The sequence below is a fragment of the Roseiflexus castenholzii DSM 13941 genome, assembly GCF_000017805.1.
Lineage (GTDB): Bacteria > Chloroflexota > Chloroflexia > Chloroflexales > Roseiflexaceae > Roseiflexus > Roseiflexus castenholzii.
In genome coordinates, this window is the sequence record NC_009767.1 from 366,683 (window position 1) to 386,058 (window position 19,376).

General features: G+C 60.4%; 16 protein-coding genes. 13 read left to right on the forward strand and 3 right to left on the reverse strand.

Annotated features, from left to right (window positions below):
• Positions 1–85: 85 nt before the first annotated feature.
• Positions 86–301, reverse strand: coding sequence for a heavy-metal-associated domain-containing protein (locus tag RCAS_RS01540; protein WP_011997831.1), 216 nt, complete (start codon positions 299–301; stop codon positions 86–88).
• A gap of 229 nt (positions 302–530) precedes the next feature.
• Here RCAS_RS01540 and RCAS_RS01545 point away from each other — a divergent pair, with 229 nt between their 5' ends.
• From RCAS_RS01545 to RCAS_RS01555, 3 genes are read left to right on the forward strand one after another with little or no spacing between them, the layout of a single operon-like run.
• On the forward strand, positions 531–1,997 hold the full coding sequence (locus RCAS_RS01545; protein WP_011997832.1) for a leucyl aminopeptidase: 1,467 nt from the start codon (positions 531–533) through the stop codon (positions 1,995–1,997).
• Between the two features lie 12 nt (positions 1,998–2,009).
• Complete coding sequence (locus RCAS_RS01550) at positions 2,010–2,858, forward strand: DUF5656 family protein (RefSeq protein ID WP_011997833.1); 849 nt, start codon at positions 2,010–2,012, stop codon at positions 2,856–2,858.
• Positions 2,859–3,671, forward strand: coding sequence for a YhfC family intramembrane metalloprotease (locus RCAS_RS01555; protein ID WP_011997834.1), 813 nt, complete (start codon positions 2,859–2,861; stop codon positions 3,669–3,671). It abuts the gene before it with no gap.
• 676 nt (positions 3,672–4,347) lie between these two features.
• Here RCAS_RS01555 and RCAS_RS01560 read toward each other — a convergent pair.
• The gene (locus RCAS_RS01560; protein WP_232280124.1) at positions 4,348–5,427 is read right to left on the reverse strand and encodes an HD-GYP domain-containing protein; all 1,080 of its coding nucleotides are present in this window, start codon (positions 5,425–5,427) and stop codon (positions 4,348–4,350) included.
• A 193-nt stretch (positions 5,428–5,620) separates the two neighbouring features.
• Between RCAS_RS01560 and RCAS_RS01565 the strand changes: the two genes are divergently transcribed.
• The 10 genes from RCAS_RS01565 to sufB all read left to right on the forward strand — a co-directional run bounded on the left by RCAS_RS01565 (position 5,621) and on the right by sufB (position 18,231).
• Entirely contained in the window at positions 5,621–6,793 is a 1,173-nt protein-coding gene (locus RCAS_RS01565; RefSeq protein ID WP_011997836.1) for a MalY/PatB family protein, read from the forward strand.
• A 1,726-nt stretch (positions 6,794–8,519) separates the two neighbouring features.
• Positions 8,520–9,362 (forward strand): 6-carboxytetrahydropterin synthase, encoded by an 843-nt coding sequence (locus tag RCAS_RS01570; RefSeq protein WP_011997837.1) that lies wholly within the window; start codon positions 8,520–8,522, stop codon positions 9,360–9,362.
• Positions 9,363–9,431: 69 nt separating this feature from the next.
• On the forward strand, positions 9,432–10,109 hold the full coding sequence (folE, locus tag RCAS_RS01575) for a GTP cyclohydrolase I FolE (RefSeq protein WP_011997838.1): 678 nt from the start codon (positions 9,432–9,434) through the stop codon (positions 10,107–10,109).
• 572 nt (positions 10,110–10,681) lie between these two features.
• Positions 10,682–11,380: an SDR family oxidoreductase gene (locus RCAS_RS01580; RefSeq protein ID WP_011997839.1), complete on the forward strand. Its 699-nt coding sequence runs from the start codon at positions 10,682–10,684 to the stop codon at positions 11,378–11,380.
• A gap of 1,006 nt (positions 11,381–12,386) precedes the next feature.
• Complete coding sequence (locus RCAS_RS01590; RefSeq protein WP_011997840.1) at positions 12,387–13,016, forward strand: helix-turn-helix transcriptional regulator; 630 nt, start codon at positions 12,387–12,389, stop codon at positions 13,014–13,016.
• A gap of 56 nt (positions 13,017–13,072) precedes the next feature.
• Positions 13,073–13,855, forward strand: a complete 783-nt coding sequence (gene sufC / locus RCAS_RS01595) for a Fe-S cluster assembly ATPase SufC (RefSeq protein WP_011997841.1) — start codon at positions 13,073–13,075, stop codon at positions 13,853–13,855.
• Positions 13,856–13,857: 2 nt separating this feature from the next.
• Positions 13,858–15,069 (forward strand): Fe-S cluster assembly protein SufD, encoded by a 1,212-nt coding sequence (gene sufD, locus RCAS_RS01600; RefSeq protein ID WP_232280125.1) that lies wholly within the window; start codon positions 13,858–13,860, stop codon positions 15,067–15,069.
• A gap of 70 nt (positions 15,070–15,139) precedes the next feature.
• A complete protein-coding gene (locus RCAS_RS01605) occupies positions 15,140–16,384 on the forward strand; it encodes a cysteine desulfurase (RefSeq protein WP_011997843.1) in 1,245 nt (414 codons plus the stop codon).
• A gap of 5 nt (positions 16,385–16,389) precedes the next feature.
• The gene (sufU, locus tag RCAS_RS01610; protein ID WP_011997844.1) at positions 16,390–16,788 is read left to right on the forward strand and encodes a Fe-S cluster assembly sulfur transfer protein SufU; all 399 of its coding nucleotides are present in this window, start codon (positions 16,390–16,392) and stop codon (positions 16,786–16,788) included.
• A gap of 27 nt (positions 16,789–16,815) precedes the next feature.
• Entirely contained in the window at positions 16,816–18,231 is a 1,416-nt protein-coding gene (sufB, locus tag RCAS_RS01615; RefSeq protein WP_011997845.1) for a Fe-S cluster assembly protein SufB, read from the forward strand.
• 352 nt (positions 18,232–18,583) lie between these two features.
• Here sufB and RCAS_RS23105 read toward each other — a convergent pair whose 3' ends face one another.
• A complete protein-coding gene (locus tag RCAS_RS23105; protein ID WP_011997846.1) occupies positions 18,584–19,312 on the reverse strand; it encodes a hypothetical protein in 729 nt (242 codons plus the stop codon).
• Between the last annotated feature and the right edge of the window lie 64 nt (positions 19,313–19,376).

Here is a 19,376-nt window from a genome sequence, read left to right on the forward strand (position 1 = left end):
TGTTGGCGTAAGGGACTCGCTACGGCAGCAAGGTTCCAGGGTAGAGGGCTGATGGAAGGCAGGCGTCAACCCTCTACCCAGACCACTACACCAGCACCGCTACATCATCGTATCCGGCGTCGTTGATCGCCCGAATCAGATCATCGGCAGTCACCTGCCGGTCGTGATCAACGCGCACGCTCTTATCGCCAAGGTTGACAACCACTTGACGCACGCCAGGCAGCGCACTGACCGCTTTGGTGATGGCATTGACGCAGTGCTGACAGGATATTCCCGGCACACGAAACTGATCGCTGATCATAATCGCCCCTTTGCCGTTTGAGCCTGAACTGGATGCAAAGAACCGGATGGCTTGACGCAGAGTATACGACGCCCGATGAGGCATGTCAATGAATCGCCTGTATCGGGCGTTGTCGTGACAGACTCAGAACGTTGCCATGGTATAATATCTCTCCATTCTCGAAGCAGTGTTTGAATGTTGTTCCACAACGGCATATCTGCGCTCTACTGACGGCACACGGAGTTCTTCGATGCGCGTAACGGTTACCGCTGGCGATCCTCTGAGCACTGCAACCGACCTGTTGGTTCTTGGATTGTGGGAAGAGGAGTCACTGCCATCGCCACTGGACGATCTCATTGAACCGGGCGACTGGTCGGGCAAGGCAAAACAGACGTTGTTGATCTACCCGCGCGGTGCGCTTCCTGCACGGCGGGTATTGCTGATCGGTCTGGGGAAGCGTTCAGCACCCGATCTCGATCAGATGCGTGAAGTTGCAGCGATAGCAACCCAGCGCGCGCGTGAATTGAAGGTCGATCGGTTCGCTTTTGTGATACCTGTTCTTTCCGAACAGACGCCTGAAACCGTTGCTGCCGCCATCACCGAAGGCAGTCTGCTGGGGTCGTACCGTTTCCTGGAGTATAAGAGCGACCTCAAGCCAGAGGATCGCCGCGAAGTCGATGAACTGACCTTGCTGGCGCCGGTCGATGCCGTGGATGAAGCTGCACGTGGCATTGCGCGCGGCGGAGCAGTTGCGCGCGGTGTGAACCTGGCGCGCGACCTGGCAAACCTTCCCCCGAATGACCTGACGCCGGCGCGCCTGGCAGAGCGCGCGCGTGAACTTGCCGTAGCGTTCGACCTGCCCATCACGGTGCTGGGTCCGGCAGAGATGCGAGAACAGGGGTTCGGCGGCATTCTTGCCGTTGGGCAGGGATCGGTGAATGAGCCGCGCTTCATCGTGATTGATTATGGGGCGCAGTATGCCGATGCGCCCACCATCTGCCTGGCGGGAAAGGGAATGACGTTCGACTCTGGCGGCATTTCGATCAAACCCGCCGAGAACATGGACGCAATGAAGATGGATATGAGCGGTGCGGCAGCCGTGCTCGGCGCGCTGCACGCAATCGCGGAATTGCGTCTGCCGCTCCACGTAGTGGCGTTGATCGGGGCAGCCGAAAATATGCCCGGCGGGTCGGCGTATCGCCCCGGCGATATTCTGAAAACCCTTAGCGGCAAGATGATCGAAGTGCTGAATACCGATGCCGAAGGGCGGATTGTGCTGGCAGACGTTCTGACCTATGCGCAACGCTATCATCCATCGGCGATCATCGATCTTGCGACGTTGACCGGCGCGATCAGCGTGGCGCTCGGACCGCATGCCATCGGCCTGTTTGCAAATGACGACGCGCTGGCGCAGCGGTTGGTGCGCGCCGGTGAAGCGGCTGGCGAGCGCGCCTGGCAACTGCCACTCTGGCAACCGTACCGCGAGATGGTCAAAAGTGAGATCGCCGATGTGCGCAACGCGACCGGGCGTCAGGCAGGCGCGATTACGGCTGCGGCATTTCTCAATGCCTTCGTCGGCGATTATCCCTGGGCGCACCTCGATATTGCCGGAACTGCATGGACCGACTCGAAACCCAAAGCGTATCAACCGAAGGGTGCGACGGGCGTCGGTGTGCGCCTGCTGCTTCAGGCGCTGCGCGACTGGACTCAGGCTTGAGGTTGGAAGGGTATGAATCCTGCACCCCGGTATGATCGGATTGTGTCGCTGGTGTTGCTGGCGCTCCTTGGGCTGGCGGTCGTCTTTCTGATTGACATCAATCCGAATATTCTGCGCGCGCGGTTCGGTGGCGATTTTCCCAGCATTACCGTCTCGTGGCTGTTGATCGCCTCACTGGTGGTGATTGCCAGCGCCGGCGCGGACATCTTCATTCGCGCGCATCCGCAGATGCAGACGCGATCACTGCCAACCATCCATCTGGGCATTGTGCAGGTTGAACTGGCCCCCTCTTTCTGGATTCTGCCATCGTTTGCGATCATTGCGTCGTTTGCCTTCTTTCGTCTCTTCAGTGCGAGCCTCGAAACGCTGGCGTTCGTGCTGGTGCTGATCGCCGCCGGCGGGTTTTTGTTCGGCACGCTGGTAGCGCAACACTATTCACTCGACCGCCGCGCCAACGTGCGGCAGGGCGCGCGACTGGCGCTCCAGGCGATGGCGCTGCTGTTGGCATTCGGGGTCTTCAGCGCAATCTATTATGCTCGCATGCGCACGCTATACTCCGCTACTCTCATCGGCGCCAGTGCAACGCTTCTCGCATATGCGATGCTGTCGCTGACCTCTGGACGCCACCTGTTCGTGTTGTCGCTGCTCGTCGGTCTGACGCTCGCCGAGGCGACGTGGGCGCTCAATTATTGGGCGGCATCGTTTTTGACCGGCGGCGCCTTGCTTTTAGCGCTGTTCTACATCATTACCGGTCTGTTGCAGGGGCATCTCGAGGGAACGCTGACTCGCCGCGTGATCTGGGAGTATGGCGCGCTTGGCAGTTTGATGCTGCTGGCAGTGATGTATACGACATTGCGCTGAATGGAACCAACCTTTCAGATCGGCTCCGGGCGAGTCGCTGCAACCATCGTTGCAGTCCTGTTCGAGGCGCTCTTTCCTCTGGCGGCAGCATGGTTCGTCAGCCGCAGATTGCGCGTTTCTTGGCGCTATTTCGCTTACGGCGCCATCATTTTTCTTCTCTTCCAGTTGATTACCCGCGTTCCGCTTGTGCTGGCAATCCAGAGAGCGCTGGCGCCACAGTTGCAGGCATCACGCCCATTGCTCTTCAGTTGGCTGGCAGCGTTGGCGCTGACCGCTGGCCTTGCGGAAGAAATTGGACGGTATGTGGGGTATCGCTGGCTGTTCCGCGAAGAAAAAACATGGTCGCGCGCTGTGATGTATGGTCTGGGACATGGCGGTCTGGAGTCGATAGTGCTGGTCGCCGGTCTGACCCTGCTGGGGCTGATCAATCTGCTGGCGCTGAGCGCGGTCGATCTGGCGACGCTGCCGCTGACGGACGATCAGCGTGAACTGGCGCGCCAGCAGTTAGCCGCAATCGCTGCACAACCCGACTGGTTGCCGCTTGTCGGGGCATGGGAACGTCTCTGGACGCTTCCGTTCCACGTGGCGCTTTCGGTAATGGTCGCACAAGTCTTTCGCCGCAGACAGATCTGGTGGCTCTGGGTGGCAATCGCCACCCATACGCTCGTCAACCTGCTGGCTGTGGGGGTTGCGCCAGCGTTTATGTTGCAGGGAACGGCAGCCATCCTGATACCCGAGGTGATCGTCACGCTGGCAGGCACAGCCAGCCTGTGGGTTATCTGGCGGTTACGGGAGAGGGACGTTGCACGTTGAAGGTTGAACGTTGAACATGGAGAGGTTGCAGGCGGGAATGTCCCCGACTTTGAGATGCCGGTGACAGGCGCAGACGCCCACGCACCCGCGCCGCTCGTCATGCGCTTTCGTGTCATTCGTACACCATTCGCACTGCTGGCGCGTCCCCGCACACGATCCTCGCGCCCGTGAGGGTTGTTGCCGGTCACCCGTGGCCGCCGGTGGCCAGCGCGAACGCCCACGCACTCAGGAGCGGGAGAGGCAAGCCTGGAGGGACAGGTCTGCGCCCTGCCCGCACCGGGAAGGCGGGTGCAGCGGCGACACGAGCGTTCGCCGACGAATCCACACGTTATACCAATGACCTGTGACCATCCGGCATGGTCACCCCGAGCGGCGCGAGGGGTCGTGCGCGACCCGCGCAGATTCCTCGCTGCGCTCGGAATGACACCTCGCTGCGCTCGAAATGACACCTCGCTGCGCTCGGAATGACACCTCGCTGCGCTCGGAATGACACCTCGCTGCGCTCGGAATGACACCTCGCTGCGCTCGGAATGACACCTTGCTGCGCTCGGAATGACACCTTGCTGCGCTCGGAATGACACCTTGCTGCGCTCGGAATGACACCTTGCTGCGCTCGGAATGACACCTCGCTGCGCTCGGAATGACAAGAATGCAGCATCTTCAATCGTCATTGGTATTACACCACAGGAATATGGTGCGTCACGCCAGCATCATTTGGCACGATCAATCGTTTTTGCTCGATCAGCATGATAAACAGTGCCGTGAGACTCGGATCCCACTGGATTCCGCACCGGGCGCGCAGTCGTTGAACGGCACGCTCTGGTGACAGTGCCTTGCGGTATGGGCGATCCGTCGTCATAGCGTCGTAAGCGTCGACAATAGCGATGATCCGCGCGCCAATCGGAATCTCTTCGCCTCGAAGTCCATACGGATAGCCGCTGCCGTCCCAGTGCTCATGGTGCCCGCGTATAATAGGCGCTACATCACGCGCAAAGCGCATAGGAGCGATGATCCGCGCGCCGCACTCGGGATGCTGCTTGATCTGCGCGTACTCTTCGGGCGTCAACGGCGCTGGCTTGCGCAGAATACTGTCTGCCACGCCAATCTTGCCGATGTCGTGCAACAATCCGCCCTGCCACACAGCGCGCCTGACGTCGTGCCCCAATCCGGCGGCGGTTGCGAGTTGTTCACCGTAGTACGCCAGACGCCAGAGATGCCCCTCAGTATACATGTCCTTCGCCTCAACCGCCAGCGCCAGCGCAAAAATCACGCTTTCGGTGCGTTCGAGCTGATCGGTCAGGCGTTTTGTGCGCAATTGCGACTGAATTCGGGCGCGGAGCAGACGCTCATCGAACGGTTTGGTCAGAAAGTCGTCGGCGCCAGCCTCGATGCCGCGCCAGCGATGTTCTGGGGCATCGAGCACGGTCAGCATAGTGACCGGTATCAGCGCCGTGCGCGGATCTGCCTTCAACCGACGACACACCTCGTATCCATCGTAATCCGGCATCGTGACATCGAGGAGCACCAGGTCTGGCAGTTCTGCCAGCGCCAGGTTCAGCGCCTCGCGCCCGTTGCGCGCCGCCAGCGCGACATATCCTTCTGCTTCAACAAAGCGGACAATCGCTTCACGCATGGCCGGGTTATCGTCTGCAACCAGGATTTTTGCCGCCACCCTTCGCTCCTTCTTTGCTGCACGGCATTGAGCAGTCTCGCACCGGAAGGCGCGTTCCTGACTGAAGTCGTAGAATAACGTCATGGTTTCTCATGCGTTATAGTACAATATGTTTTCCCAGGCGCTGTCGGGCGGGCGTACACGAGGTATGATCCTCTCATCGCAACACCGGCATGCACCGGTGCGCTGCACCTCGGTGGTTGCTATCGCCCTTTATAAGAAAGAATCGCTCCAGCTGCCCAAAAGATACCGTAGAACGAAAGGAACCATGCCATCTATGCCGCACGATTTCGATCAGGTCTTTGATCGCCGCCGCACCGGAAGTATCAAGTGGACGTTCTATGGCGACGATGTCCTCCCCATGTGGGTGGCGGATATGGACTTTCCCGCGCCGCCGCCGATCCTTGCCGCGCTGCATGCCCGCATCGATAGAGGCGATTTCGGCTATGAATTACCGTCACCAACCCTTAGCGAGTGCATTTGCGAGCGGATACACCGCCTCTATCGTTGGGACATCACGCCGGATCAGATTGTCTACATCCCCAGCCTGGTGACCGGGCTCAATGCCGTCTGCCGCGCCATCGGCGAATCCGGCGACGGCGTACTGGTGCAGACGCCGGTCTATCCGCCGTTCCTCACTGCTCCGGTCAATCAGGGACGGGTGGTGCAGATGGCGGAACTGACGCTCGTTCCGAATGGACGCACATTCGGGTATCGCGTGGATTATGAGCGCATGGCAGCAGTCGTGAATGACCGCACGCGCCTCTTCATTCTGTGCAATCCGCACAACCCAACCGGCGAAGCGTATAGCCACGAGGAGTTGCTCCGCATGGCAGCATTTTGCGAGCAGCATGATCTGATTATCTGCTCTGATGAGATTCACTGCGATCTGTTGCTCGGCGATACGCGCCACACGCCAATTGCTACGCTTGCGCCTGAAATTGCCGAACGCACTATCACCCTGATGGCGCCCAGCAAAACGTTCAACATTCCCGGTCTCAAAGCCAGCTTTGCGATTGTGACCGACCCCAATCTGCGGAAACGCCTGATGGCGGCGATGGAAGGGATCGTGCCCTGGCTCAACTCATTTGCGCTGGCGGCAATGGAAGTCGCATACCGCGATTGCGACGATTGGTTAAGCGATCTACGCGCCTATCTCACTGCGAATCGCAATGCTGTTACGCATTTCGTCATCGAACGGATGCCGCAGGTTAAAACGACCATACCACAGGCCACGTATCTGGCATGGTTCGATTGCCGCGAAGCAGGCATCGAGGGCAATCCCTACGAATTTTTCCGCCGTGAAGCAAAAGTTGCGCTGAACGATGGTGTGCCGTTCGGCGCCGGCGGCGAGGGATTCGTGCGCCTCAACTTTGGTTGCCCACGCGCACTGCTTATGGAAGGTCTCGAACGGATGAAGTCCGCCCTCGATAAGCGCTCTTTCAAATAATTGGGGCGGACTCTTACGTGTTGGTTTCTCTATCAGGCGTAAACGTTGCATCGTCTGATTTCGGTCGCCAGAATGATCGACTGCCCGCTTCGCTACGATCAACGACAACGTCCTCTGTGGGGTCCTTCTAAAGGGCGAACCGAACCCCCGAGCGCACCTCGCCGCCTCCCAGCGGGACGGACCCCCGCGCGGCGCAAGCCCCCCGCTCCCCGCCAGCGGGGGGTTATACCAATTCCCGGTGCACATCCGGCATTATCACCCCCGAGCAGCGCGAGGGGTCGTGCGCGTCCCGCGCAGATTCCTCGCTGCGCTCGGAATGACCAGTCGCTGCGCTCGGAATGACCAGTCGCTGCGCTCGGAATGACACGCATGCGGCATCGTCAATCATCACCGGCATCACCCCTCGCGCCTCGCGCCTCGCCCCTCGCGCCTCGCACCCCGCGCCTCGTCCCTCGCGCCTCGCGCCTCGCACTCCGCGCCTCGTCCCTCGCGCCTCGCGCCTCGCACCTCGCGCCTCGCACTCCGCGCCTCGCCCCTCTCATACCAATTCCCGGTGCACATCCGGCATTATCACCCCCGAGCAGCGCGAGGGGTCGTGCGCGTCCCGCGCCGATTCCTCGCTGCGCTCGGAATGACCAGTCGCTGCGCTCGGAATGACACGCATGCGGCATCGTCAATCATCACCGGCATCACCCCGCGCCTCGCGCCTCGCCCCTCGCGCCTCGCCCCTCGCGCCTCGCACCCCGCGCCTCGCCCCTCGCGCCTCGCACCCCGCGCCTCGCGCCTCGCACCTCGCGCCTCGCACTCCGCGCCTCGCCCCTCTCATACCAATTCCCGGTGCATATCCGGCATGGTCACCCCGAGCAGCGCGAGGGGTCGTGCGCGTCCCGCGCCGATTCCTCGCTGCGCTCGGAATGACCAGTCGCTGCGCTCGGAATGACACGCATGCGGCATCGTCAAGCGTCATTGGTATTACGCATCGCCTTTCAAGCCCCGACGACGCGCGCCACCCGTTCCCCCGCAAGCGGAGGGGTTACTGGCGAACCGAACCCCCGCGCGCACCTCGCCGCCCCCCAGCGGGACGGACCCCCGCGCGCGGGGTTACGGCGGCGCGGCGGCAGCGGAGCGAGGCGCGCATCGTGGTCTCCCCGCTCCCGCGCGCGGGAGCGGGGCAGAGGGTGAGGGCAAAACTATGCTCATGCGTGCTGTCCGCCTTTGAACCATGAGACCGGGGAGGGAGACACGCGGGTGCTGACACAAGGGGAAGCGGGACTTTCCTCGCCCCTCGCTCCGTGCCTCGCACCAGGAGCCTTGAGGCAGGCGGCGTCCCCGGCATAGGGTGGTTCCGCCCGCACGCGACGTTCGACGGCAGACACCCGACCCACGGCACAGACCTCAAGGATTGGGGACGTTTCACGTTGCACGTGGAACATGCCACCCCTTTCACTCCTTGCCTTGCGCCCTTACAAGCCACCCTTGAAAGAACAGCATCGCCAAAGAACCACACCACCCTCTATTCTTGACAAAACCCGTGCAAAAAGTGTATTGTTATACAGGCGCAGCATACGGCGCGCGACAATCATGCGTCCCCGGTCTCGACCGACTCCCCGAACGAGAAGCAAAGAGGTCGGCTATCGTGTCTCGCGGGCGAAGCGAGGCATCCATTGCGTGCGCCATGCGACCAGATATATCAGCCCTGTGGGGCTGAAGAGAAGGAGAAATTTCCATGATTTATGCGACTCGTCGATTCGAGTTTTCAGCAGCGCATCGTTACTGGCGTTCCGATTGGAGCGCTGAGGAAAACGAACGTGTCTTTGGACCATGCGCCTACCCGTATGGACACGGTCACAATTATACGCTCGATGTAACCATCACCGGCGATCTCGACCCGCGCACCGGCATGGTGATGAATATGACCGAACTCAAAGCGCTGGTGTCGGAGGTGCTGGAAGAGTTTGACCATAAGCATCTGAATGAGGATACGCCCTACTTTTGTGAGCAACTGCCGACAACCGAGAACATTGTGCGGGTGCTGTGGCGATTGATTGCGGCACGGTTGCCGCACACAGCACGCCTGGCGCGGTTGCGCCTGTACGAAACAAGTGACCTGTGGGCAGAGTACGATGGCGCGGAGGAGACAACCTTTGCGCGCATGTATGCCTTCTCTGCTGCGCACCGGTTGCACTCGCCCTTGCTTTCCGATAAAGAAAACCTGGCGATCTACGGCAAGTGCAACAATCCAAACGGGCATGGGCATACGTATACGCTTGAGGTGACCGTCGCCGGTCCTGTCGATCCTGAAACCGGCATGGTGATCGACCTGACGGCAATGGACCGGACCGTGCGCAGTGTGCTCGACCGGCTCGACTATCGGCATCTCGACCGTGAAATTGCAGCGTTTGCCACACAGCCTTCCACTGCCGAGAATATTGTGATCTATCTGTGGCAGGAACTCGCGCCGCGCTTCGAGGGGCGTCTGCGTCATCTGAAGTTGTGGGAAACGCGCAAAAATGTGTTCGAATATACCGGACCGGGCGCAGCACTGCCGCATACCCGACATAACCGCTGAAGGGAAACCCACGGATTGCCGCGTAAATCCGTGTTCTCACCGTGCCAGATCTATTGAGGAACAAATCTTATGACATATCACAATGGCAACAATGGACACCACGACCATGCGCTCGCAGACGTGGACGAGCGCGAATACGAAACCCTGATCATCCAGGGACGCGGCAAACTTGAAGGAATGAGTTATCATTCCGACGCAGCGATTGAAGACGCCGTGCGAGTCATTCTGAAGCAGATCGGCGAAAATCCTGAACGTGAGGGGTTGCAGAAGACGCCGTCGCGCGTCGCCAAAATGTACGCGGAACTGACTGCCGGGTACCATATTGATCCCGACGCGCTGATCAACGAAGCGGTCTTCAGCGTCGGCTACGATGAAATGGTGCTGGTCAAGAATATCGAGTTCTCTAGTCTGTGCGAGCACCATATGCTTCCTTTTATGGGGCGGGTGCACGTCGCGTACATTCCCAACGGCAGAGTCGTGGGGTTGAGCAAGATTCCGCGCATTGTCGAGATGTTCGCGCGGCGCTTGCAGGTGCAGGAACGGATGACAGTACAGATCGCCGATTTTATCAATCAGCGGCTCGAACCACTGGGCGTGGCGGTCGTCGCCGAGGGCGTTCATATGTGTGCAGTGATGCGCGGTGTCAAGAAAGCCGGCGCCACCATGGTCACATCCGCGATGCGCGGGGTCTTCCGCGATGATCCGAAGACACGCAGTGAGTTCATGGCGCATATCGAGCGGGGATGATCCCGTCGTGGGGGCAGGTCTCAGACCTGCCCCCAGTAAGGGCAGGTCTCAGACCTGCCCTTACTACTACGCGACCGGCTCCGGGGGGGCAGGTCTCAGACCTGCCCTTACTACTACGCGACCGGCTCCGGGGGGGGCAGGTCTCAGACCGGCTCCGGGGGGGCAGGTCTCAGACCTGCCCTTACTACTACGCGACCGGCTCCGGGGGGGGGCAGGTCTCAGACCTGCCCTTACTACTACGCGACCGGCTCCGGGGGGGGGCAGGTCTCAGACCGGCTCCGGGGGGGCAGGTCTCAGACCGGCTCCGGGGGGGCAGGTCTCAGACCGGCTCCGGGGGGGCAGGTCTCAGACCGGCTCCGGGGGGGCAGGTCTCAGACCGGCTCCGGGGGGGCAGGTCTCAGACCGGCTCCGGGGGGGCAGGTCTCAGACCTGCCCTTACTACTACGCGACCGGCTCCGGGGGGGGGCAGGTCTCAGACCTGCCCTTACTACTACGCGACCGGCTCCGGGGGGGCAGGTCTCAGACCTGCCCTTACTATGAGACCGGGTCCTACGTGGAAGGGCATTTTGGAGATGAAGACCATTCTCATCACCGGCGCCAGCCGGGGCATCGGGCGGGCGACAGCGCTCGCGCTCGCGGCGCCTGGCGTCGCCATGACCCTGGCGGCGCGATCCGTTTCTCTCCTGGACGAAGTGGCGGCGGACGTCCGCGCGGCCGGCGCGTCGGCGGTCATCGCGCCATGCGACGTGACGGACGAAGATGAGATTCGTCACCTGATCGAACAGACGACCATAGCAACCGGACGGATCGATCTGCTCGTTCACAGCGTCGGCGGGGCATATGTCGCACCGGTGACGCAGATCACTCAGACGCATTGGGATGAGCAGGTGCGTGTGCACCTGACGAGTCTCTTCCTGATCTGCAAGCATGCAACGCCGTTCATGCACAACGGCGGATTGCTGGTGTACGTCGCCTCGGTAGCGGCGCGTCAGGTCTTCCCCAACTGGTCGGCGTATTGCGCCGCCAAACATGGCGCGCTGGGGTTGCTCGGCGCCGTGCGTGAAGAAGTGCGACCGTATGGCGTGCGCGTGACGGCGGTGCTCCCGGCGGCAACCGATACCGGCTTGTGGGACGATCTTCCCGGCGATTGGAACCGTGCGGCGATGATGCAACCGGCAGACGTCGCTGCCGCTATCGCCAGTCTGGCAGCGTATCCGCCGCACGTCGCCGTCGAGGAGTTGACCGTCGGGCATGTCGCCGGCAGGCTTTAGAGGATTTCACACTGGAAGTTTCCGTTGATTTATCGGTTGAGCGCCGCGAAATCTATCGTATCCTGACCGGTATCGCCCGGTCAAGCCCGCGCAGGCGGGCTTTGCGACTATAGCCCGTGGCTGATGGAACATTAAGAAATAACCTGCGCCGCCACGTCGTGCGTTTTCTGAGCTGCGGGCTAAAGCCCTCGCTCAGAATATGGAAGCCCCGGAGGGGCTTTCACGTCCTGAGCCAGGGCTTCAGCCCGCACCAAATGTACGACACAAACTAGCGTGCAACATCGGAAAGGGGCTTTCACGTCCTGAGCCAGGGCTTCAGCCCGCACCAAATGTACGACACAAACTAGCGTGCAACATCGGAAAGGGGCTTTCACGTCCTGAGCCAGGGCTTCAGCCCGCACCAAATGTACGACACAAACAAGCATGCAACATCGGAAAGGGGCTTTCACGTCCTGAGCCAGGGCTTCAGCCCGCACCAAATGTACGACACAAACAAGCATGCAACATCGGAAAGGGGCTTTCACGTCCTGAGCCAGGGCTTCAGCCCGCACCAAATGTACGACACAAACAAGCATGCAACATCGGAAAGGGGCTTTCACCTCCTGAGCCAGGGCTTCAGCCCGCAGCAAATGTACGACACAAACAAGCGTGCAACATCATAAAGGGGCTTTCACCTCCTGAGCCAGGGCTTCAGCCCGCAGCAAATGTACGACACAAACAAGCGTGCAACATCGGAAGCCCCGGAGGGGCTTTCACCTCCTGAGCCAGGGCTTCAGCCCGCAGCAAATGTACGACACAAACAAGCGTGCAACATCATAAAGGGGCTTTCACGTCCTGAGCCAGGGCTTCAGCCCGCAGCGCCCAGGAATGTCGGAACGTGTTGGTGCAGGCTTTGCGCCGTTGCATCCTGGCGTCAACGTTCTCAATATTCACGGTTTCTTCTGTTTTTATTGACAATAGATAAACCGTCTGGTATACTGCTCAATGAGTGTGGAGGAACAATGCGATGACACTGGCGCAGTATACCGAAGACACGCCGGCAGGGAAGATTCTGACCTACCTGCGACGTCATGGCGAAGCGACGATCAAAGACCTGGAAGAGTTGTTGGGTATCAGCACGACGGCGGTGCGCGAGCATCTGGCGCATCTGGAAGCGAAAGGTCTGCTGACGACGCGGCAGGCGCGTGGCGGTCCCGGTCGTCCAAGACTGGTGTACTCGCTCACACCCCGCGCCGAAGACCTGTTTCCGAAGGAGTACGATACACTGGTCACATTGCTGCTGCGCGAGATTGCGAGCCGCGAGGGGAAAGAGCGACTTGACGCGCTGCTCGAGGCGGTCGGGAAACGCCTGGCGGAAGAGTACCGTGGGCAGGTGGTCGGCGATGATGTGGAAGAACGCCTGGCACATCTGCGTGTCACGCTCGAAGCGCGCGGCATTCCGGTGGAAGTGACGCCGGACGGCGCATTGCAGGTGTTCGCCTGCCCGTACCACGACGTGGCGCAAGAGCATGCCGGCGTGTGCATCATGGAGCGTCGTATGCTCGAGCAGGTGCTCGGCGAGCGGGTGGAGATTGAGGGCACCATTCGCGAAGGGCGTCGCAATTGTCATTTCCAGATTACGCGGTCTTCGGAGTAGCGCCGCACATCACCGGGTATTCAATCGTTGAAACTGAGCACACAGGAGTTCCTGCATTGAACAGCGATCTGGTCATCAAGGATTTGCGCGTCAGCGTCGAAGACAAAGAGATCCTCAAAGGGGTCAATCTCACCGTCAAAGCCGGTACGATCCACGCGATTATGGGGCCGAACGGCAGCGGCAAGAGCACGCTGGCGTATACCCTGATGGGACATCCCGGCTACACGGTCACCGGCGGCGAGGTCTGGTACCGTGATCACAACATTCTCGAACTCGAACCGGACGAGCGCTCAAAACTCGGTCTCTTCCTCGCCTTCCAGTATCCGGTCGCCATTCCGGGGGTGACGGTGGCGAACTTCCTGCGCGCTGCGATCAATGCGCATCGCGCCGAGGAGGGGAAGGACCCGAAGGAAACCGCCATTCCGATGGCGCAGTTCCGTAAGCAACTGCGTGAGCAGATGGCAGCGCTCGGCATCGATGAAAGTTTCGCTCGCCGCTATCTGAACGAGGGCTTCTCCGGTGGCGAGAAGAAGCGCATCGAGATTTTGCAGATGGCAATGCTGGAACCAAGCATGGCAATCATGGACGAGACCGACTCGGGGCTCGACATCGATGCGCTGAAAATCGTTGCGCAGGGCGTCAATACGCTCTATGCGCAGCATCCTGAGATGGGGGTGCTGGTCATTACGCACTATCAGCGGTTGCTGAACTATATCAAGCCGCATTTTGTGTCGGTGCTCATGGATGGTCGAATTGTGCGCGAGGGCGGACCCGAACTGGCGCTCGAACTCGAAGAGAAGGGGTACGACTTCCTCCGCGAGGAGGTCGCAAGCGCGTGACTATGAAGACGTTTCCTCCGCTTGGCGAAATCAGCGACGCCCTGGTGATCGAGACATCGCGGGCTGCGGATGAGCCGGCATGGCTGACGGAGCAGCGCGCAGAAGCGTGGCGCTTCTTCGCCTCGGTTGAACCACCCTACTGGCGTCGCACCGATCTGTCGAAGTTCAAGCCGGATCAGGTGATCGCGGCTGCCGATACGGCCGCAACCAGTCTCTATCAGGAAGAAGACCTGACGGAGCAGGGAGTGGTGTTGACCACACTGGCGCAGGCGCTTCATTCCCACGAGACGCTCATCCGGCGGCATCTCGGCGCTGCTATCGAGCCGACGCGCCATAAGTTCCTGGCGCTCAACGCGGCGCTCTGGAAGGACGGCGTCTTTCTGTATGTGCCGAAGAATGTCAGCGTCGAATTGCCGCTGACGGCAGTCTTCTCGATGCCGATCCCCGGCGGGGCGATTGTTCCGCGCAACCTGATCATCCTCGATGATGGCGCTAGTGTAACGTTTGTTGAGGAGTATCACTCGATTGCGGCGTCCGATCAGGCATTTGCCGCGCCGGTCACCGAGATGTTCCTTGGCAATGACTCGACCCTGCGTTTTATTGCGGTGCAAACGTGGGGTGAGGATGTGTACCACATCGGCGCGCAGAAAGCGCGCGTCGGGCGTGGGGCGGCCATCGAGTGGGCAGCCGTCAATCTTGGCGCGCGCGTCCAGCATATCGAGGCGGAAACCGCGCTCGAAGGGGATGGGTCGCGCGTCGAGTGGGTGGCGGCGACGTTCGCCGGTGATCATCAGAATCTGCTGACGGCGCCATGGCTCCGCCATATCGGCGCGAAAACTGAAGCGCATATGGACTTTAAGACCGTCGTCAAGGATCAGAGTTACACAACCTTCGACGGGATGATCAAGATCGAACATCAGAGCCGCGCAACGGTCTCGCGTCTCGAGGAGCATGCACTGCACCTCTCGCCAAAGGCGCGCAGCGACTCGATCCCTGGGCTGATGATCGATACGAACGACGTCGCCAGGGCGGGGCACGCCTCGACCAGCGGCGAGGTGGATGAGGAGCAGTTGTTCTATATGCGCTCGCGCGGCATTCCGCGTGATGAAGCCATCCATCTGATTGTGATGGGGTTCTTCGAGCCGGTGCTCGACCGCATTCCCAACGATGCGCTGCGCCAGCGCATTGCAGAGATGATCGAGGCAAAGATTTGATGTCCGATGGCGTGGAACGGTGCATCACACCCGATGCGCCGTTGCCGCTTTTGCGTGTGCAGGTGCGCTCATGACTGCAAGCGCCGCTCTGAGCCTGTTCGATATCGTCGCACTGCGGCGGGAGTTCCCGATTCTCAATCAGTCGGTGAATGGTAAGACGCTGGCGTTTCTCGATAGCGCTGCGTCGTCGCAAAAGCCGCGCCGTGTGATCGATTGCCTCGAGGAGTATTATCGGCGCTACAACGCGAATGTGCATCGTGGCATTTACCGCCTGAGCGAAGAGGCGACGTTTGCCTTCGAGCGGGCGCGCGGCAAGGTGGCGCGTTTCATCAATGCTCGCAGCCAGCGCGAGATCGTCTTTGTGCGGAATACGACTGAGGCGATCAATCTGGTGGCGCGCAGTTGGGGTGATGCAAACCTGCGCGCGGGGGATCGTATTCTGCTCAGTATCATGGAGCACCACTCGAACCTGGTGCCCTGGCAGATGCTGGCGCAGCGTACCGGCGCGCAACTGGAGTTCCTGCCGATCGATGGCGAAGGTCGCCTGGCGCTCGACCATCTGGACGCGCAACTCGCAGGGGTGCGCCTGGTGGCGATTACGCAGCAGTCGAATGTGTTGGGAACGATCAATCCGGTGGCGGAGATTGCACGGCGCGCGCACGCTTGCGGCGCGCTCGTGCTGGTGGACGGCGCGCAGAGCGTACCGCATATGCCAGTGGACGTGCAGGCGCTCGATATCGATTTCCTGGCGTTCAGCGGGCATAAAATGTGCGCTCCGACCGGCATCGGCGTGCTGTGGGGGCGGCGTGCAATCCTGGAGCAGATGCCGCCGTTCCTTGGCGGCGGTTCGATGATCAGGGTGGTGGGGCTGCACGAATCGACATACGCCGACGTTCCGGCGCGCTTCGAGGCGGGAACGCCGGCGATTGCCGAGGCGATTGCGCTCGGTGAGGCGGTTGATTTTCTGCAAGAGATCGGCATGGATCGAATCTCCGCCCACGAGCGCGAATTGCTGGGGTATGCGCTTGAACGCCTGAGCGAAGTCGAAGGGCTGCGGGTGTATGGTCCGACAACGACCGAGATGCGCGGCGGCGCGGTGAGTTTCACGCTCGACGGCGTGCATCCGCACGATGTTGCGGCAGTGCTCGACAGTGAGGGGATTGCAGTGCGCGCCGGGCATCACTGTGCGCAACCGTTGCACGCGCACTACGATATTCCTGCTACTACGCGCGCATCGTTCTATCTGTACAACATTCCAGAAGAGGTTGATCGACTGGTTGCCGCGCTGCACAAGGCGCGCACCCTGTTCGGGTGATGGGAATGGACGATCTCTACCGCGAACTTATTCTCGAACACTATAAACACCCGCGTCGTCGCGGTCGGCTCGACCATCCCGACGTCAGCGCCGAGGAGCACAATCCCCTGTGCGGCGACCGGGTGCGGATCGATCTGCGGATCGAACATGGCGTCATCACCGATGCGCGCTTCGATGGACGCGGTTGCGCGATCAGTCAGGCGTCCGCCTCGATGCTGACCGATGAAATCGTCGGGATGCCGGTCGAACAGGCGAAGCAGTTCAGCAAAGAACATCTCCTGGCGCTGATCGGCATTCCACTGAGCCATAATCCGGTGCGCATCAAATGTGCGCTGCTTCCGCTCAAGACGCTCAAGGCAGGGTTGTATGGCGTGGGTCATGCGCCCGATGATGATGAATTGTAACTATCTTTCGGGAGAGGAGTGCAACCAATGGCTGTCACTGCAACAAATCTGGATTTCGATTATTCGAAGTACGCCTTCCGCAATGAGGAGCGATATATTTTCAAGTCCGACAAGGGCTTGAACGAGAAGGTCGTTCGTGAGTTATCGGGGATGAAGGGAGAGCCGGAGTGGATGTTGAAGCGCCGGTTGCAGGCGCTCGAAATCTTCCGCAAGAAACCGACGCCGCTGACCGGTATGTGGGCGAACCCGGAACTGGCAGAACTGAACTACGACGAGATCCACTACTTCGTGCGCGCCGGCGAGCGACCGCAGACCGATTGGGACGCCGTGCCGGCCGAGATTAAGCAGACCTTCGAGCGATTGGGCATTCCCGAAGCGGAACGCAAGTTCCTCGCCGGCGTCGGCGCGCAGTATGAGTCGGAGGTCGTCTATCACTCGCTGCGCGAGGAGTGGGCGAAGCAGGGGGTCATCTTCCTCGACACCGACACCGGTCTGAAGGAGTACCCGGAAATCTTTAAGAAGTACTTCGGCACTGTGGTTCCGGCGGCGGACAATAAGTACGCTGCGCTGAACACGGCGGTCTGGTCGGGCGGGTCGTTCGTGTATGTGCCCAAGGGGGTGCATGTCGATATTCCGCTCCAGGCGTATTTCCGCATCAATGCGGAGAATATGGGGCAGTTCGAGCGCACCCTGATCATCGTTGAGGAAGGCGCATCGGTGCATTATATCGAGGGGTGTACGGCGCCGATCTACAGCACCAACTCGCTGCACTCGGCAGTGGTCGAGATTATTGTGATGAAGGGCGGCAAGTGTCGCTACACAACGATCCAGAACTGGGCGAACAATATCTTCAATCTGGTGACCAAGCGCGCTATCGCCTACGAAGAGGCAAGTATGGAGTGGGTCGATGGCAATATCGGCTCGCGGCTGACGATGAAGTACCCGTCGGTCTACCTGATGGGGCGCGGCGCGCGCGGCGAAGTGCTCTCGGTGGCGTATGCCGGCAAAGGGCAGCACCAGGACGCCGGCGCCAAAATGGTGCATATCGCGCCCGATACGACCAGCCGTATCACCAATAAGTCGGTCTCGAAGAATGGCGGTAAGACGACGTACCGCGGTCTGGCGAAGGTCATGCCCGGTGCGACCGGCGCGAAGATCAATGTGAACTGCGACGCGCTCATCCTCGATGAGAAGTCGGCGTCCGACACGATCCCGTATATCGAGATCGAGGAAGACCGCTGCACCCTGGCGCACGAGGCGACCGTCGGGCGCATCGGCGAGGAGCAACTGTTCTACCTGATGAGCCGCGGCATCGGTGAGGCGGATGCGCTCTCGATGATTGTGCTCGGCTTCATGGAGCCGTTTACACGCGAATTGCCGATGGAGTACGCTGTCGAACTCAACCGCCTCATTCAACTCGAAATGGAAGGGTCGGTCGGATAAGAGACGAAATGGCATCGCTCAGGAGAGTGACAGAACGAAAGAGCGACTGTCGCGTCTCAGCGCCGCTTGACATCTTTGCCCTCTCTCCGGCGCCGAACTGGAGAGAGGGCGTTTTGCTAGCATGATAGTATGATGATCAAACCGCACTGTGCGAGATGTAGGTTTTCCTGAAAACTGGTGCGTTTCGCAAGGTAGGTGAAGCGTCGACCGTCACGCCCCCTCTATCGTTCCCGGTCCAATCAGGTTGACCTTGTAACGGTCGACTACACACGCGACTGCGGCAACCCAATTGCCGGCAGCAGTGGCGCCGGAGAGGTGCATCGATAACCGGTGACATCGATGTAGAGAAGACTCAGGATCGCATCCAGCACAGGAACCGCTCGTTGCCGACTGACGACATAGCGGCGATGACGGCGCGGTTGTCGAACCCCGGCAACTCCTGGAGACGGGCGAGCAGCGAGTCCGACCCACTTGCCGACTGCGGGATCAGCAGCGGTGGACCGTCCCCGTGCAGCCTCCAGAACACATCTTCGGCAAACGGTCCGCTATCGGTCGTGATGACTTCGACGGTTCGGAGATCCGCCCACTCGACGCGCTGAGACGTACCGTCGGGTGAAGCGTAGGTGACCCCGGCTGCATCGAGCGCGATCGCACCTCCACGCATCCCCCCCAACGCAGAACGATCCGGTTCAGCCACAAGGTCCGAGGAGCAAAGCGACGAGTGCGCCGTCGGCTGGAACGACCGGTCAGGCATCACGGCTTCATTCTGCTCTTCATTGCCTGATCCTTCCCTGTCGGGAGAACACATGAAAGCGCATCGTTCCCTGGCATAGTCCCACGCTGAGAATAAGACGCCAGAAAACCCCTCTGCGATGATGTACGGCTCTTCCCCAAAGTTCACGTAGTGCTGATAGAGGTCTGCCGCACTCATTGCTGGGGTGTAGGCTGATTCCAGGCACTCGTCGACGATTTGCTTCGCTGCCGCTATGGCGGCTTCGAGTCCATCGAAGGTTCCATACTCGTAGTTCTCACGCTCGTCCATGAAGCGAACGTTGTCTGCGACGATAACTCTGAACGGCATGGCATGTCTTCCCGGCGCTACTCAGTGTTGCGTAATACCAATGACGATTGACGATGCCGCATGC